Annotated in this window: 17 protein-coding genes; all 17 read right to left on the reverse strand. The window is 53.8% G+C overall.

Going from position 1 to position 14,388, the window contains the following annotated elements:
* Nucleotides 1-136 precede the first annotated feature (136 nt).
* Nucleotides 137-1,276, reverse strand: coding sequence for a 1-deoxy-D-xylulose-5-phosphate reductoisomerase (locus MKY58_RS16940; protein ID WP_339321304.1), 1,140 nt, complete (start codon nt 1,274-1,276; stop codon nt 137-139).
* Between the two features lie 19 nt (nt 1,277-1,295).
* Nucleotides 1,296-2,096, reverse strand: a complete 801-nt coding sequence (locus MKY58_RS16945) for a phosphatidate cytidylyltransferase (RefSeq protein ID WP_339321305.1) — start codon at nt 2,094-2,096, stop codon at nt 1,296-1,298.
* Nucleotides 2,097-2,119: 23 nt separating this feature from the next.
* Nucleotides 2,120-2,887, reverse strand: coding sequence for an isoprenyl transferase (locus tag MKY58_RS16950; protein ID WP_339321306.1), 768 nt, complete (start codon nt 2,885-2,887; stop codon nt 2,120-2,122).
* Between the two features lie 72 nt (nt 2,888-2,959).
* The gene (gene frr / locus MKY58_RS16955; protein WP_036706962.1) at nt 2,960-3,514 is read right to left on the reverse strand and encodes a ribosome recycling factor; all 555 of its coding nucleotides are present in this window, start codon (nt 3,512-3,514) and stop codon (nt 2,960-2,962) included.
* Nucleotides 3,514-4,242, reverse strand: a complete 729-nt coding sequence (gene pyrH / locus MKY58_RS16960; protein WP_036706960.1) for a UMP kinase — start codon at nt 4,240-4,242, stop codon at nt 3,514-3,516. The genes frr and pyrH overlap by 1 nt, the downstream gene beginning before the upstream one ends.
* A gap of 297 nt (nt 4,243-4,539) precedes the next feature.
* Nucleotides 4,540-5,190 carry a translation elongation factor Ts gene (tsf, locus tag MKY58_RS16965; RefSeq protein ID WP_036706956.1) on the reverse strand — a complete coding sequence of 217 codons (651 nt, stop codon included), beginning with the start codon at nt 5,188-5,190 and terminating at the stop codon, nt 4,540-4,542.
* Between the two features lie 166 nt (nt 5,191-5,356).
* A complete protein-coding gene (rpsB, locus tag MKY58_RS16970) occupies nt 5,357-6,055 on the reverse strand; it encodes a 30S ribosomal protein S2 (RefSeq protein ID WP_036706955.1) in 699 nt (232 codons plus the stop codon).
* A gap of 320 nt (nt 6,056-6,375) precedes the next feature.
* Nucleotides 6,376-6,993, reverse strand: a complete 618-nt coding sequence (locus MKY58_RS16975; RefSeq protein WP_339321307.1) for a hypothetical protein — start codon at nt 6,991-6,993, stop codon at nt 6,376-6,378.
* On the reverse strand, nt 6,990-7,634 hold the full coding sequence (locus MKY58_RS16980) for a hypothetical protein (protein WP_339321308.1): 645 nt from the start codon (nt 7,632-7,634) through the stop codon (nt 6,990-6,992). Before MKY58_RS16980 ends, MKY58_RS16975 begins: the two co-directional genes overlap by 4 nt.
* Nucleotides 7,631-7,942 carry a hypothetical protein gene (locus MKY58_RS16985; RefSeq protein ID WP_339325187.1) on the reverse strand — a complete coding sequence of 104 codons (312 nt, stop codon included), beginning with the start codon at nt 7,940-7,942 and terminating at the stop codon, nt 7,631-7,633. The genes MKY58_RS16980 and MKY58_RS16985 overlap by 4 nt, the downstream gene beginning before the upstream one ends.
* A 67-nt stretch (nt 7,943-8,009) precedes the next feature.
* Nucleotides 8,010-9,419, reverse strand: a complete 1,410-nt coding sequence (locus MKY58_RS16990) for a FapA family protein (RefSeq protein WP_339321309.1) — start codon at nt 9,417-9,419, stop codon at nt 8,010-8,012.
* A 30-nt stretch (nt 9,420-9,449) separates the two neighbouring features.
* Complete coding sequence (locus MKY58_RS16995) at nt 9,450-10,238, reverse strand: FliA/WhiG family RNA polymerase sigma factor (protein ID WP_036706949.1); 789 nt, start codon at nt 10,236-10,238, stop codon at nt 9,450-9,452.
* 15 nt (nt 10,239-10,253) lie between these two features.
* The gene (locus tag MKY58_RS17000; protein WP_339321310.1) at nt 10,254-10,667 is read right to left on the reverse strand and encodes a hypothetical protein; all 414 of its coding nucleotides are present in this window, start codon (nt 10,665-10,667) and stop codon (nt 10,254-10,256) included.
* Between the two features lie 2 nt (nt 10,668-10,669).
* A complete protein-coding gene (locus MKY58_RS17005; protein ID WP_339321311.1) occupies nt 10,670-11,167 on the reverse strand; it encodes a chemotaxis protein CheD in 498 nt (165 codons plus the stop codon).
* Entirely contained in the window at nt 11,160-11,786 is a 627-nt protein-coding gene (locus MKY58_RS17010; RefSeq protein ID WP_339321312.1) for a chemotaxis protein CheC, read from the reverse strand. The genes MKY58_RS17005 and MKY58_RS17010 overlap by 8 nt, the downstream gene beginning before the upstream one ends.
* A 4-nt stretch (nt 11,787-11,790) precedes the next feature.
* The gene (locus MKY58_RS17015; protein ID WP_036706945.1) at nt 11,791-12,252 is read right to left on the reverse strand and encodes a chemotaxis protein CheW; all 462 of its coding nucleotides are present in this window, start codon (nt 12,250-12,252) and stop codon (nt 11,791-11,793) included.
* A gap of 31 nt (nt 12,253-12,283) precedes the next feature.
* Nucleotides 12,284-14,371, reverse strand: a complete 2,088-nt coding sequence (locus MKY58_RS17020) for a chemotaxis protein CheA (protein WP_339321313.1) — start codon at nt 14,369-14,371, stop codon at nt 12,284-12,286.
* Nucleotides 14,372-14,388 lie beyond the last annotated feature (17 nt).

Here is a 14,388-nt window from a genome sequence, read left to right on the forward strand (position 1 = left end):
GCTAAGGCTCGTCTCGATTCAGTCTATATAGATTATCATTATTCTCCGGACCCGCACAAGAGAATCACTTTTGAGCCATTTTTTAGATAAGGGAGAAGAGTGGATTCTTGCGGTTTATGCCCGCGTTCCCCGAATGTCAGAGCTTGGCTGCAGCCTCCCGGGTACGCTTGTCGCACGCTTCGATTTCCGCAAGCTCTGGTTCTGGAATGTTGTGATGCCGATCAAGCACTCTTTCGATGATATCCTCAATTTGCAAAAATGAAATCTCTTTGCGCAAAAACCGCGCAACCGCCACCTCGTTGGCGGCATTAAATGCGGTTGTGGCTGTACCACCCATTTTACCACATTCATATGCCAGTCTTAAACAAGGGAAGCGTTCGAAGTCCATTTCGCGGAATTGAAGTTTGCCGACCTCGGCCAGCGAGAGCGGGCGCGACGGCGATTCCCACCGCTCCGGGTACGTAAGGGCATACTGGATCGGAACCCTCATGTCCGGATTGCCGAGCTGGGCAATGATGCTGGTGTCGCGAAACTCCACAAAGGAATGGATGATGCTTTCGGGATGCAGAAGCACGTTGATTTGCTCGTAGGGCAAGCCAAACAGCCAGTGCGCCTCGATCACTTCCAGCCCTTTGTTGACCATCGTCGCGGAATCGATCGTAATTTTGGCCCCCATCGACCAATTCGGATGCTTAAGCGCATCCTCCACCGTCACGTGTTTCAGCTCATCGCGCGTCCGGTCCCGGAAAGAACCGCCGGAAGCCGTCAGCGTAATGGATGCCAAATCCTTGGGGTTTTCCCCGTTCAAGCATTGGAAAATGGCGGAATGCTCGCTGTCGATCGGGAGCAGCTTCACGCCTTTTTCCCGTGCGCGCGCCGTCACGATATGGCCGGCCGTCACTAGCGTTTCCTTATTGGCCAGCCCGATCGTTTTTCCGGCTTCGATCGCCGCAAGCGTCGAAGGGAGCCCCAGGCTCCCCATGACGGCCGTGACCACGATATCGGCATCGGTCCCAGCGGCGATTTCGATCAGCCCTTGGTCCCCGTAAAACACTTCCGTGCCGGCCGGAACCTCGGCTTTGATTTGTTCGGCAAGCTCACGCGTAGCCACCGAAACTTTCCGCGGTTTGAATCGCCGCGCCTGCTCCAGCAGCAGGGCGATGTTCCCTCCCGCAGCCAAACCTTCGATTTGAAAATGCTCCGAATGCTTTGCCGCCACATCCAGCGTCTGCGTTCCAATCGAGCCCGTGGAGCCGAGCACGCTAATTTTTTTCATATCGAAACCTTCTCTCGTTTTAATAAGGCATCAGCATCACGATATGTACGAACGGAAAGACGATAATCCAGCTGTCGCAGCGGTCCAAAATGCCTCCGTGCCCCGGCAGCAGACTGCCGGAATCTTTGATGCCGTATACGCGCTTATAAGCGGATTGAATCAGATCGCCCAGTTGTCCCGTCACGGCGCAAGCCAGTCCGATCGCCACGGCGCGTCCGAACGTCAGGATCCCCCCGGAAAAGAGGGAAAACGCCGCAGCCGCGATCATGGAAATGACGACGCCGCCGAGAGCTCCTTCAATCGTTTTGTTCGGGCTGATGGCCGGCCAAAGCTTGTTTTTGCCGATCCATTTCCCGACGAAATAAGCTCCTGCATCGCTCGCCCAAATCGAAACGAGCAGCAGGAACGTCCAAAACAGTCCATGCCCGTCCGGCGCGCCCCGGGAGCCGGCGATATAGGAAAATCCGACCCCGATGTATACCGCGCCCAGAAACAGCATGGCCGCCTGTTGTATTGCGATTTTATTTTTCGTTATGACCGTGACCAGCATGAACAGGAACAAAAGCAGCCAAATGAAGTGATCCCATGACAGCGGAAAATCGATGCCAAGCGGTTTCCACGGAAAAACGAACAAAAGCACGCCCAGATATCCCAGCCATGCCGTACCGCCAAAAGGAGAAACCTTGGTCATGCGCACGAATTCATAATATCCGATCATGGCCATCGCCAGCACGATCAGATGGTACGGCAGCCCCCCGATCAGGCATAATCCCAAAAAGACAACTCCAGCAATGATTCCGGTAATCAGTCGTTGTTTCAACGATAATCCATCCTCCATATGGCTTAAGTCAAGCCGCCGTATCTCCGCGTTCTGCGCGAATACTCGGCAACCGCTTCGTATAAATAATGTTCATTAAAATCAGGCCAATAGATATCGGTGAACCACATTTCGCTATATGCCATTTGCCAGAGCATAAAGTTGCTGATCCGCATCTCCCCGCTGGTACGGATGATTAAATCCGGATCGGGCAGCCCGCTGGAAAGCAAATGCCGATCCACCAATTCCGGCGTAATGTCATCCGGGTTCAGCGCACCAGCTTCGATTTTCCGCGCCAATTCGCGCATGCAGTCGGTAATTTCCTTCCGGCTGCCGTAATTGAGCGCGAAGTTCAGCACCAGCCCGTCATTGCCTTCGGTGCGGCGGACGGCTTCTTCCATGGCGCTGATGGTGTAGGACGGCAGTCCTTCGCGGTCGCCCATCATCCGGACCTGCACGTTTTTTTCCACCAATTCATCCAGCTCGAGGGCCAGGAATTCCTGCGGCAAGCGCATCAGAAAATCGACCTCGTCCTTCGGACGTTTCCAATTTTCCGTCGAAAAGGCATACAGCGTCAAATATTTGATCCCCAGCTTATCCGCTGCAATCGTCGTCCGTTTGACGGCTTTCATCCCGTTTTGATGCCCGATGATACGCGGAAGCCCTTGGCGTTTCGCCCAGCGTCCGTTACCGTCCATGATGATGGCGACATGCTCAGGAACATTGTCTATTGATCGTTCCGGCGACTGTACTTTGGATTCCCGTGTCCACCACGATCGAACTCGTTTGATCATTCTAGTTCCTCCATGCGGGTTTCTGCAAAAAAAGACATAAACCCCACCATAAAAGGAGGGGCCGAAAGTCTCTTATACTTCCATGATCTCTTTTTCTTTAGCTACGAGCACTTTGTCGACTTCCGCGATAAATTTATCCGTCGTTTTCTGGATGTCATCCTGGTGACGGCGGGATTCATCTTCAGATATATCGGTTTTTTCCATTTTTTTAATGTCGTCATTCGCATCGCGGCGGATATTGCGGATGGCCACCTTCGCTTCTTCGCCGAATTTTTTGGTCATTTTCACCAGTTCCATGCGGCGTTCTTCCGTCAGCGGAGGAATGACCAAACGAATCGTGTTCCCGTCGTTTGCAGGCGTCAGCCCGAGATCGGATTTCAGGATGGCTCTTTCGATGTCGGCCAGCGAGGATTTATCCCACGGCTGGATCAACAGCGTCCGGGAATCCGGCGTATTGATGTTGGCCAGCTGGTTCAGCGGAGTCATCGTCCCGTAGTATTCAACCTGTACCCGGTCCAGAAGGGCCGGAGCGGCGCGTCCAGCGCGCAGCGTTGCCAAATCTCTTTTCAAAGCGGAGATCGCCTTTTCCATGCGTTCTTCCGCATGTTTTTTTACTGTTTGAGGCATTAATCTACACTCCCTTTAACGATCGTTCCGATTTTTTCGCCTTGAACGACCCGTTTAATGTTTCCTTGCTCGGTAATCGCAAATACGATAAGCGGAATGTTGTTGTCCATGCAGAGGGAAGATGCCGTGGAATCCATCACGCCCAAGTTTTTGTTCAGTACGTCCAAATACGTCAGCTGCTCATACTTCTCTGCCGTGCTGTCTTTGAAAGGATCAGCGGAATAGACGCCGTCCACTTTGTTTTTGGCCATCAGAATGACCTCGGCTTCAATTTCAGCTGCACGAAGCGCGGCTGTCGTATCCGTCGAGAAGAACGGGTTGCCTGTGCCCGCCGCAAAAATGACGACGCGTCCTTTTTCCAGATGGCGGATCGCTCTGCGGCGAATGTACGGCTCGGCGATCTGCTGCATGGCGATCGAAGTTTGCACGCGCGTCGGAACGTCGATCTGTTCCAAGGCGTCCTGCAGCGCCAGCGAGTTCATCACCGTGGCCAGCATGCCCATGTAGTCCGCCGTTGCACGGTCGATGCCGCTGGAACTGCCGGCGATTCCGCGCCAAATGTTCCCGCCGCCGCAAACGATCGCGACTTGAACGCCCAGCTCCACAACTTCCTTCACTTGTTCAGCGATGGATGCGATCGTCGCCGCATCGATACCATATCCGTTTTGGCCCGCGAGGGATTCCCCGCTGACTTTCAAGACAACTCGTTTAAAAATTGGCTCTTTCAAAATGTTTACCCTCCACTTTAAGACAGCACCTGTCTGGTGCCCGTTTAGAAAACCGACTTTGCTTCCCGCTCCGCGGGGGCGGAGCTACCAGAACTGATGTCATGCTCATACTCAAAAGAAAAACTTCCGATGCCGGCTGTAGCGGCCTGGCAGCGGATGTTTTTCTTACGAGATCAGGCGGCATTCCACGCAAAGCTGCTGTTTTTCTGATCTCTGAAAAAAGAGGGAACACTGGCGTGTTCCGCTCTTCATCCCGCAATATTCATCAAAGGCGCGTCAACCGCGCATGTTACTTGCTTAGTTTTTAACTTGCGCCATAACTTCTTCAACGAAGTTATCTACTTTTTTCTCCATGCCTTCGCCCAGCTCGTAACGAACGAAGCGGCGGATCGAGATGTTTTCGCCGATCGTGCTGATTTTTTCTTTCAGCAGCGTAGCGACTGTTTTGTCCGGATCTTTAATGAACGGCTGTTCCAACAGGCAGAACTCTTCGAAGTATTTGCCGATGCGGCCTTCAACCATTTTTTCAACGATTTTTTCTGGTTTGCCTTCATTCAGGGCTTGGGCTTTCAGGATCTCTTTTTCCTTTTCGATCTCTTCGGCCGGCACTTCTTCGCGAGCTACGTAACGCGGGCTGGAAGCCGCGATGTGCATAGCGATGTCGCGCGCAAACTCTTTGAATTGATCCGTTTTGCCGACGAAGTCGGTTTCGCAGTTGATTTCGACGAGGACGCCGATGCGGCCGCCGCCGTGGATGTAAGATTCAACGACGCCTTCCGTCGCTACGCGACCCGCTTTGTTCGCTGCCGCTGCGAGGCCTTTTTCGCGAAGGAGTTCGACCGCTTTCGTAATGTCACCGTTTGCTTCTTCCAGCGCTTTTTTGCAATCCAGCATACCTGCGCCTGTTTTTTCACGAAGCTCTTTTACCGCACTAGCACTTACTGCCATAGGATTTTTCCCTCCAAAAGTTAATTCGTTGATTTTTTGGACGATATAAGAAGAGTATTCACCGTTGCCATCTTCCTTATATCTTAAAAAAAGGGCAGTGAGAGGTTATACACCTACCAACCACCCTTTTCATTTAATTCATGTCAATTGCTTGCTTCTGCTGATCTTAGGCAGTTGTTTCTTCGCCTTGATGAGCTTCCACCACGGCGTCGGCCATTTTGCCAGTCAACAGTTTAACGGCACGGATCGCGTCGTCATTACCAGGGATGACGTAGTCGATTTCGTCCGGATCGCAGTTCGTGTCGACGATGCCAACGATTGGGATACCCAATTTGCGTGCTTCGGCAACAGCGATGCGCTCTTTGCGAGGATCGATGATGAACAGGGCGCTAGGAAGGCCTTTCATGTTCTTGATCCCGCCCAGGAATTTTTCAAGACGATCTTTCTCTTTGCGGAGAATGATGACTTCTTTTTTAGGCAGAACGGCAAAAGTACCGTCTTCTTCCCACTTCTCGAGCTCTTTCAAACGGTTGATACGTTTTTGGATCGTTTCGAAGTTAGTCAAAGTTCCGCCGAGCCAACGTTGGTTGATGTAGTACATGCCGCAACGTTCCGCTTCTTCTTTCACGGAGTCTTGAGCTTGTTTTTTCGTGCCGACGAACAGAATCGTTCCGTTCTCTTCAGCGACGCTCTTAACGAAGTTAAAAGCTTCCTCGACCTTTTTCACAGTTTTCTGCAGGTCGATAATGTAAATACCGTTTCTTTCGGTGAAGATATATTTATCCATTTTCGGGTTCCAACGACGAGTTTGGTGTCCGAAGTGAACGCCAGCTTCAAGAAGCTGTTTCATGGAAATGACTGCCATCTTCACGCACCTCCTAAATTTGGTTTTTTTGTGTCCTCCGCTGTTTTCATTTTCCGTCAAGACTTTCCATCAGGAAAGCACCCTTTACGAAATCCGACAGCGTGTGTTTTAACACCGTCAATTAATATACCATAAGTGAATGCCCGATGCAACGCCTATTCGCGGGATTTTCGCCGCGGAGGGAATCGTCCTGCAAAGCCGCGCCATTAGCGTATTATGAGCCCTCGCTTGAACGACCTCTCAAAGCCGGTTACCGTTAGGTGCGGCAGGCTCACTGCCCCCCGGATACAGCAAAAAACCGTCAGGCTGCGCCTTATACGTCAGCGAGGCGGTTTTGTCGTAATTTTGGCGATGATGCTGTCAAACTCCTCGCCTTTAGCAAATTCATACGTGCCTGAGCGGATTTTCGTGCTCATTTTCCGTCCCCTGCCCGTTTCGACGAAAGCGGCCGCATCCGAAATCACCCCTGATTTTTTCAGCTTGTCGGCGACATCGGTTAAATTGCTTCCGCTGGCGATTTTGACGGAAATGAGCGGAGCCTCGGGCGTTTTCGGCTTGTTTATGCCGTCTGCGGCTGCATTGGCGGCAGGCTGGCCGGATGCCTTCGAAGCCGGGGCTGCCGGTTTTTCGGGCGTCTTGGGCGCTTCGGCCCTTTGGCTGGCTTCGGGCGCTTTTACAGGACTTCCTTGCGGTTTCGCGCTTTTGTCCATCATCTGCCGTTTCCATTCTTCTTCGGTCATCCGCTTGTCGTCCGCTTCAACCAATTTGAGCCCCAACGCTTCGGCTTGTTCCTGCAGCTGCTCTTTTGTCGGTTTCACAACCTCCGAAGCCTGCGGCACGACGTTCGCCCCGGTTCCCGCGTTCATAAGCTGCAAAAGAAGAGCGCCGACCAGCAGCCCGCTGCCGAGTCCGATCATAAAGGAACGATTTTTGATCACAGCGACCCCTCCCGTTTCGCCAGTTGCAGAATCAGCGTCACTTCGCCTTTTTGCATGCCCGTGAACTTCGCGATGGCTTCGATCGATTTGCCTTGGGCGTGAAGCTCGAACAGCTCGGGGTAACGTTCCCGGATGGACGGCTCCTTCGTCTCTTCTTCGGTAGCCGTATCCTGCACGGATTGGTCCCCGAGGATCTGCGTCTCCGCGGCGGCCGCCCCTTCCCGTTCAGCAAGTACCGCCGACGCCGCTTGGCGGTCTCTTTGCTCGATGTCGGAGAGGCGCGCTTCATGCGACGCATTTTGCTGCTCGAGCTGCAGCAACCGCTGCCTCATCTCGTTCAGCTGTTCCTGATGCGCAAGCTGCTTGGAGGTGATGTCCTGCTTCATTTGGCCGATCAATTCCACCAGCTCTTCGTTTTCTCTTTCGATATCCGCCATGTACTGCTCCAGGGTTGCTTCCACTTCCCGGACCATTTGCTCCTTGTCCGCCGATTTCCCGACTTGCCGTTTAGGCAGCATGAGAGCATAGACAATGGCGGCAGCGCCTAAAATAACGACAATCATCCACGGTTCCAAAGCTTTTTTCTCCTTTAAATACGTTTTTCGCCACGGCCCGGCTGTCGGGTCCGATTTCTTCGTCAAAGGGAAACATCCAGACGGTGCCCTTTATAAGGATGTTCCGCATCCTTGTGCCCACCCGTCTCCTCGGGCTTGGACGCCCGGCGTGAAGAATCTTTCTGGCCCGAAGGGTGGCGCTTGCCTTCGTCCCGCACCGCGGCATTCGCCGTTTCGTCCACTCCCGCGCTTTTCTGCCGGAGCTCTTGGGCCTCCTTTTGCTGCTGCCCCGCCAAAAATTCTTGCTCCTGCGAGGTCCGATGATGAATATCGTTTTGTATTCTGCCCGCTTCCGTCGTTCGGGGGATGGCAATTTGCATCTCTACCGATTTCATACTCACGAACATTCACCTGCCTGCAAAAATCGCTATTTGTTATGCATCCCGCAAGCCGTCATCTCCGTCATACGTAAGGGACCATCGTGATGTCGCCCTCGTGGAAATAAAAGGATACCCTTTCGACAGGGTCCTTGATAAATCTCGTATACCTTCCGATCACGATTTTGGAACCGCCGTAAATTCTTTTGACGATATCCACCCGGGCTCTGACGGTTTCTTCCAGCGTTTTTTCGATCTCCAAAATCCGCCCCTTGACTTCCTCCTGCTCCCGCTGCGTCGACTTTTTGGTCGCGCTTAGCTTCACCCGGAGCGCCATTTTGTCTGAAGACAACTGTCCCGTCGATGCCAGCTGGTTAAGCAGGTGGAGCGCCTTGTCCGCCTTGTCAAGCGCTTCCATGAGCTGTCTCGAACGCTGGCGAAGTTCCGCAAGTTCGTTTCGGAGCTCGGGCTGCACCCCGACTTCGATCGAGGTTGTCGTCGACATGCTGTTGCCGATGGTCCGGGCGGTTACCCGTTCCCCCGCCTGGATGCTGCCGCCGACGATCAGGCCTTTCGTTCCGTTGCAGATGATGTTTTTGCCGGCCCGGATATTCGAATGCATGATGCTTTGGGAGACGATGACGTCTTCGCCCGCAATGACGTTGCCGTCCTGGATGAACGAGCTTTTGACGTTTTTGCCCGCCCGGACGCATCCTTTGTTGTATCCGATAATTCCGCTCGTAATTTCAATCGATCCTTCCGCCTCCAGCTCGGCGCCTTCGACCCCGCCCACGACACGGATATCGCCGGCGGCTTTTACCCGAAACCCCGTCAGCACGTTGCCCCGAACGACGACGGTGCCGACAAAATCGATGTTGCCTACGCTGTAGTCCACGTCGCCGTTGACCTCATACACCGGGAACACGTTGATCTTGCCTTTATCCGTCGTCGTGACCAGCCCGTCGATGGCTGCATACATCGATGTTCCTTCAGGATCGAGAACCACGTTTTTGCCTACTTTAAAATAGGCTTCCTTCCCGGGCTTGAACGGGATCGGTTCCCCGGTGACCGCAATGCCGGGTTTTCCCGGCTCCGGCGGGATCCTCCTGGCAATGAGCTGCCCTTTGATGACGTTGTTCAGGCTCAGCAGCTCTTTGAAATCCACCTTGCCGTCCTCGGTTTCCAGCGGCCGAGGCTGATGCTCGTCCTTAAGCTTGAACGCATATTCGATATATCCGTCCTTGCCGCTGACCGGCTGCTCCCCCATCGCCACGGGCGTGCGGTTGAACATATACTCTTCGGGATGGCTCGCGATCCGGCTGATGACCCCTTTTTCAATCCCGAACTGAACCTGGTGGCTCCGCAAAAACAGCATCAAATCGTCTTCCGTGCATTTGAAGTTTTCATCACGTTTCGAGAATTGGATGTAGGCGACGCTTTTGTCATCGGAAAACGTGACGTTTAGATAGCTGTCCAACCCTAATTGAGCTGTCAATCCTTTTCCTCCCTTCCATTTCTACAGCGGTTAATCGTTTTGCATCAGCAATTCCCGATGTTTTTCGAGCGTTCCGCGCAGCCTTAGAATGGCCTTGGAATGCAGTTGAGAAATTCTCGAAGGCGAAAGCGACATCACCTCGGCAATCTCGCTGAGGGATAAATCTTCGTAATATAATAATGATACAACGGTTCGCTCTTTTTCGGTAAGCTTTTCCAACCCTTTGATGAGCGATTCCTTCAAAAAAAATTCGTTGACCTTGTAATCAGGGTTTTTGGCTTTGTCGTCCACCATGACGGACAATCTCGTTTCGGATTCTTCCTCCCTGATCGGATCCTCAAGTGAGCAAAGTGACATCACCGCCACTTCCTGAAGCATATGTTGGAACTCTTTTTCCGAGACGTTCAGGTAATCGCTCATTTCAGCATCCGTTACGGACCGGAGATGTTTCTGTTCCAGCTGCTGGTACGCATCTTCGATTTTTTTCGCCTTTTCGCGGACGGAACGGGGAACCCAGTCGCCCTGGCGGAGCGAATCGAGAATCGCCCCCCTGACGCGGAAGGATGCGTACGTTTCGAACTGAAGCCCGCGTTTGTAATCGAACTTGTCGACCGCGTCGATGAGGCCCATCACGCCGTTGCTGGCCAGATCGTCCTTGGAAACGTTTTTCGGGAGCCCGATCGCCAGCCTGCTGGACACGTAGTCCACGATATGCAGATAGTTTTCGATCAACCTTTTTTTAGCTTCCAGGTTCCCTCTTTCTTTCCACTCTTCCCAAAGTCCGGCATGGTTCAGATGTGAAGTTTTTCGCTCGCTCAACTACCCTCACCCTCCTTAATTTTCTGTCAGGTGACGAACTGCCTTGGCCAATTCTTCAGGATCCTTTTTCGAGACCAATTTTGGCGGATTGAGTGGAGTAAAACCGGCATCCCCTCCTTGGGGCGGGTCGGTTTTTGGCTTCAACAGCTCATTCAGCTCGTCACTCTCGTCGGGAGTCGTCAAGTCCAAACGCGTACCGGTCTGCGCGTCTTCAGCCTTCCAGTCATTGAATTCCGATTCAGCCTGCGGGACGCTGACCATCGTCCATGCCCACCGGAGCACGAACGCAAGCGCAAACCATGCGGCAAACGATACCACCGCGCGAATCAAGCTTGTCATGAACAAATTATTGTTCATCAGGGAAAACAACAGGGTCAAAACCAATCCTATAACGCCGAATACCAGATTAAATCGCAGATTTCCTTTCATGGCTACATTTCCTTTACACCTGTTTGTACACTGCGGATAAGCAATATGCCCGTGCCGGCATCCATTTCGATGGTGCGCCCGTAATTGCCGCCAGTGTCTTCTGCTATAAGCGGGATGCGAAGCTCCGCCAATTTGGCTTTGCAGGACTCCACGTTCCTCGGTCCGATCCTCATGGTGTCCCCGGCGCCGGCAAACGCGAACATCTGCGAACCCCCGGCCATTTTGGCGACGATCCGCGAAGGAGAAGCGCCAAGCTCCAGGAGCTTGGCTAGCAGCGCGGGCAGCGCCGTGTCCGCGTATTTCGCGACGTTCAGCTGCCCCTCGCGGGCGATGTCCGAAGAGGGCAGCATCACGTGCACCATGCCGGCCAATTTGAGCTGGGGATCATACATCGTAAGGCCGACGCATGAGCCCAGGCCGACCGTCCGGATGATTCCCGAATGCTGCACCACGTTTAGGTCGGCCATGCCTACTTTCACAATGCTTTGCTCTTCAATCATGATCCATTGGTACTCCCAGGGATTTAAAGATCTTGGCGAATGAATCCGGATCGGGAATCAGGAAAAACTGGCCCTCCACCTCGTGGTCGCCTTCAAGGAACGTCGTATCGATCAACAGGGCATCGTCCCCCATATGCCCGAACTGCAGCAGGCCGAAGCTGAGGATCGCGCCCGCCATATCCATCGCCAGCGCCGGAACGGTGGGGTACATGCTGAGTTTCGTGAAATCCGCCAGCGAAGACAAATAAGAGCCTGCCAAAATGTTGCCGATTTCGCAGAGAGCGGACTGCTCCATTTCGTTGAACATGCCGTCCGTTTCGGGAGGAAAGCCGACCAGCCGATTCAGCAGGCTTTTGGCGGCCTCAGGGCTTAATATGAAAAACAGATTCCCCGGAGCCTCCCCTTCGACGCGGAGGAAGATAGCAACGACGACCTGCTCGGCCCCTCCGACCTTCTCCGAAATTTCTTCGAAAGGAAGCAGCTGCACCTTGGGCACGGCCATGTCCACGGGTTTGTTCAGGAGGCGGGACAAAGCGGTGGCGGCGTTCCCCGCGCCGATGTTCCCGACCTCCCGCAGGACATCCATTTTGAACTCCTTGAAATGTTTAAAGACCTCCACGGGACTATTCCTCTAAACTTTCCAATTGAATGATTTCGTTTTTGTTCAGCACTTCGGACAGATTCAGCATGATGAGCAGGCGGTCGTCGCCGATTTTGGCCACGCCGTCCAAATATTTCGCTTTGATGCCGCCGACGACCTCAGGCGGGGTTTCGATTTTGTCCTTGTGCAGATCGATGACGTCGTTGGCGGAATCGACGATAAAGCCGACCTCCATCTCGTTTACGGCCACGATGATGATCCGGGTCTGGTCGGTATATTCGGTTTCTTCCAGGCCGAAACGCCCGCGAAGATCGATGACCGGAATGACCACGCCGCGAAGATTGATTACGCCTCTGACAAACGCGTACGTTTTGGGAACCCGGGTGATCGGAAGCATGCGCTCGATCGTTTGGACCTTGTCCACTTCGATGCCGTATTCTTCGCTGCCGAGTTTAAAGACGATGACTTTGATTTCTTCTCCCATGAAAAAAACCTCCTTTTATACGTTGCCGGGATTACTTGATGAACACGTTCGGATCGAGAATGAGCGCGACCTGCCCGTCGCCCAGGATCGTGGCGCCCGAAATGCCTTTGATCGGCGGCAAATATTTGCCGAGGCTTTTCAGGACGATTTCGTTTTGCCCGATAAATTGGTCGATGGCCAACGCAGCCAAGCGCTCCCCTTTATGGATCACGATGATTTCCGTTTCTTCCTCTTCGTTTTCGTCAAAATCCTTGATATTGAAAATGCGGCTTAGCGATATTAACGGAATGAGCGATCCGCGGAACTCTACCATTTTATTGCCGTGCACGGCGCGGATCTGCCCTTTTTTGACGATGCCGGTTTCGACGATCGACGACAGCGGGATCGCGTATTTCTCCGAACCCATTTTCACCAGCATCGCCGCGATGATCGACAAGGTCAGCGGGAGCTGTACCGAGAAATTGGTGCCTTTGCCCGGCGTGGAATAGATCGTGACCTGTCCGCCGAGCGACGTGATTTTGGCCTTGACGACGTCAAGCCCGACCCCGCGTCCGGAAACGTCCGAAATTTTTTCGGCCGTGCTGAAGCCCGGAGCGAACAAAAGCTGATGCACTTCCTCATCGGACATGCCCGCCGCCTGTTCCTCCGTCACGACGCCTTTCTTGAGCGCCGTCTTCAGCACCTTGTCGCGGTAAATGCCGCGTCCGTCTTCTTCGATTTCGATAAAAACATGGTTGCCGCTGTGAAAAGCCCGCAGGTGCACCGTGCCCGTTTCCGGCTTGCCCGCGCTGATCCGGTCGGCCACCGGCTCAATTCCGTGGTCGACGGCATTGCGCAGCAGGTGCACCAGCGGATCGCCGATCTCGTCGATGACGGTCCGGTCCAGCTCCGTGTCGGCGCCTGTGATGATCAAATCGACCTTTTTGTCGAGCGATTTGGCCAAATCGCGAACCATGCGCGGGAAGCGGTTGAAGACCGTGTCGACCGGGACCATGCGCAGCTTCATGACGATATCCTGCAGATCGGAGCTGACACGGGTCATATGCTCTACCGTTTCCGTCAGCGCATGGTTCTGGATCTCGCTGGCAAGCTGTTCCAGGCGAACGCGGTCTATCAATAATTCGCTGAATAAATTCATAAGCACATCCAGCCGCTCGATGTCGACGCGGATGGTACGGGTCGGCACGGCGCCTCCCGTTTTGGCCGGGGTTTTGGCAGCCGGGGCCGCCTTCTCGGAACCCTGCTCGGGTTTGGCCGCGGGAGCTTCCTGCCCCTTCTCGGCGGCCGGGGGCGCAGCGACGGCGGCCGCAGCTTCCTGCGAAGCGGCGCCGATCTCGCTCATTTGCTGCAACGTTTCCGCGTCAAGCTCCGTCACGTCGGCTTTTTCGATCTCCGAAATGCCGATAATTTGCCGCTGAAGCTCGGCGGGATCTTTGGTCGTTATGTAATAAAGGGAGAAGCTGAAATCAAACTTTTCCTGCTCGATGTCCTGGGTGGACGGAAAGGACTTGACGACCTCACCCGATCTCTCCAGCAATTCGAACACCATGTAAGCCCTGACCGCTTTCAGCTGGCAGTTCTCGCGGATATGGACGTCGATGTAAAGCACGCGGTGCCCCGCTTCGATGGATTGGTTCAGAACGGCATACTGGAATTCGTCCAGCTTAAGGGCCGTATTGACGTCGGAGGCGCGGGCTTCGCTCGGCGCGTTTGCCCCTTGCGGCTTGGCGGACGGGTCTTCCCCTCTGACGATCGCCTGAAGGGCGGACACGATCGCGGATACGTCGGCTTTTCCTTCCCCGCCTTCGGTAATGTCCTGCACCATCGATTCCAAAGCGTCCAAGCCTTTGAACAGCGTATCGAAAATAAAATCCTGCATGGCCAGCTTTTCGTTGCGGACCAGATCGAGCACGTTTTCCATCTGGTGGGTCAGCGCGGCGAGATCCTCGAAGCCCATCGTCGCGGCCATCCCTTTCAAGGTGTGCGCCGAACGGAAAATCACTTGCACGATCGAGAGATCGCTTGGGCTGCTTTCGAGAAGCAGCATATTTTCGTTCAGTGATTGCAGATGATCATTGGACTCATCAATAAACATGGATAAGTATTGGTTCATGTCCATTGCGAGACACCTCCTTT

Origin of the sequence: Paenibacillus sp. FSL W8-0194, assembly GCF_037969745.1 — a bacterium.
In the GTDB taxonomy this organism is placed as follows: domain Bacteria; phylum Bacillota; class Bacilli; order Paenibacillales; family Paenibacillaceae; genus Paenibacillus_AQ; species Paenibacillus_AQ cookii.

Excerpts from the sequence above, each read along its gene's own strand:
- tsf (WP_036706956.1), bottom strand. The coding sequence starts at position 5,190 with ATGGCAGTAAGTGCTAGTGCGGTAAAAGAGCTTCGTGAAAAAACAGGC.
- rpsB (WP_036706955.1), bottom strand. The coding sequence starts at position 6,055 with ATGGCAGTCATTTCCATGAAACAGCTTCTTGAAGCTGGCGTTCACTTC.
- MKY58_RS17020 (WP_339321313.1), bottom strand. The coding sequence starts at position 14,371 with ATGGACATGAACCAATACTTATCCATGTTTATTGATGAGTCCAATGAT.
- frr (WP_036706962.1), bottom strand. The coding sequence starts at position 3,514 with ATGCCTCAAACAGTAAAAAAACATGCGGAAGAACGCATGGAAAAGGCG.
- MKY58_RS16940 (WP_339321304.1), bottom strand. The coding sequence starts at position 1,276 with ATGAAAAAAATTAGCGTGCTCGGCTCCACGGGCTCGATTGGAACGCAG.
- MKY58_RS16985 (WP_339325187.1), bottom strand. The coding sequence starts at position 7,942 with ATGAAATCGGTAGAGATGCAAATTGCCATCCCCCGAACGACGGAAGCG.
- MKY58_RS17005 (WP_339321311.1), bottom strand. The coding sequence starts at position 11,167 with ATGATTGAAGAGCAAAGCATTGTGAAAGTAGGCATGGCCGACCTAAAC.
- MKY58_RS16950 (WP_339321306.1), bottom strand. The coding sequence starts at position 2,887 with ATGATCAAACGAGTTCGATCGTGGTGGACACGGGAATCCAAAGTACAG.
- MKY58_RS17000 (WP_339321310.1), bottom strand. The coding sequence starts at position 10,667 with ATGAAAGGAAATCTGCGATTTAATCTGGTATTCGGCGTTATAGGATTG.
- MKY58_RS17015 (WP_036706945.1), bottom strand. The coding sequence starts at position 12,252 with ATGGGAGAAGAAATCAAAGTCATCGTCTTTAAACTCGGCAGCGAAGAA.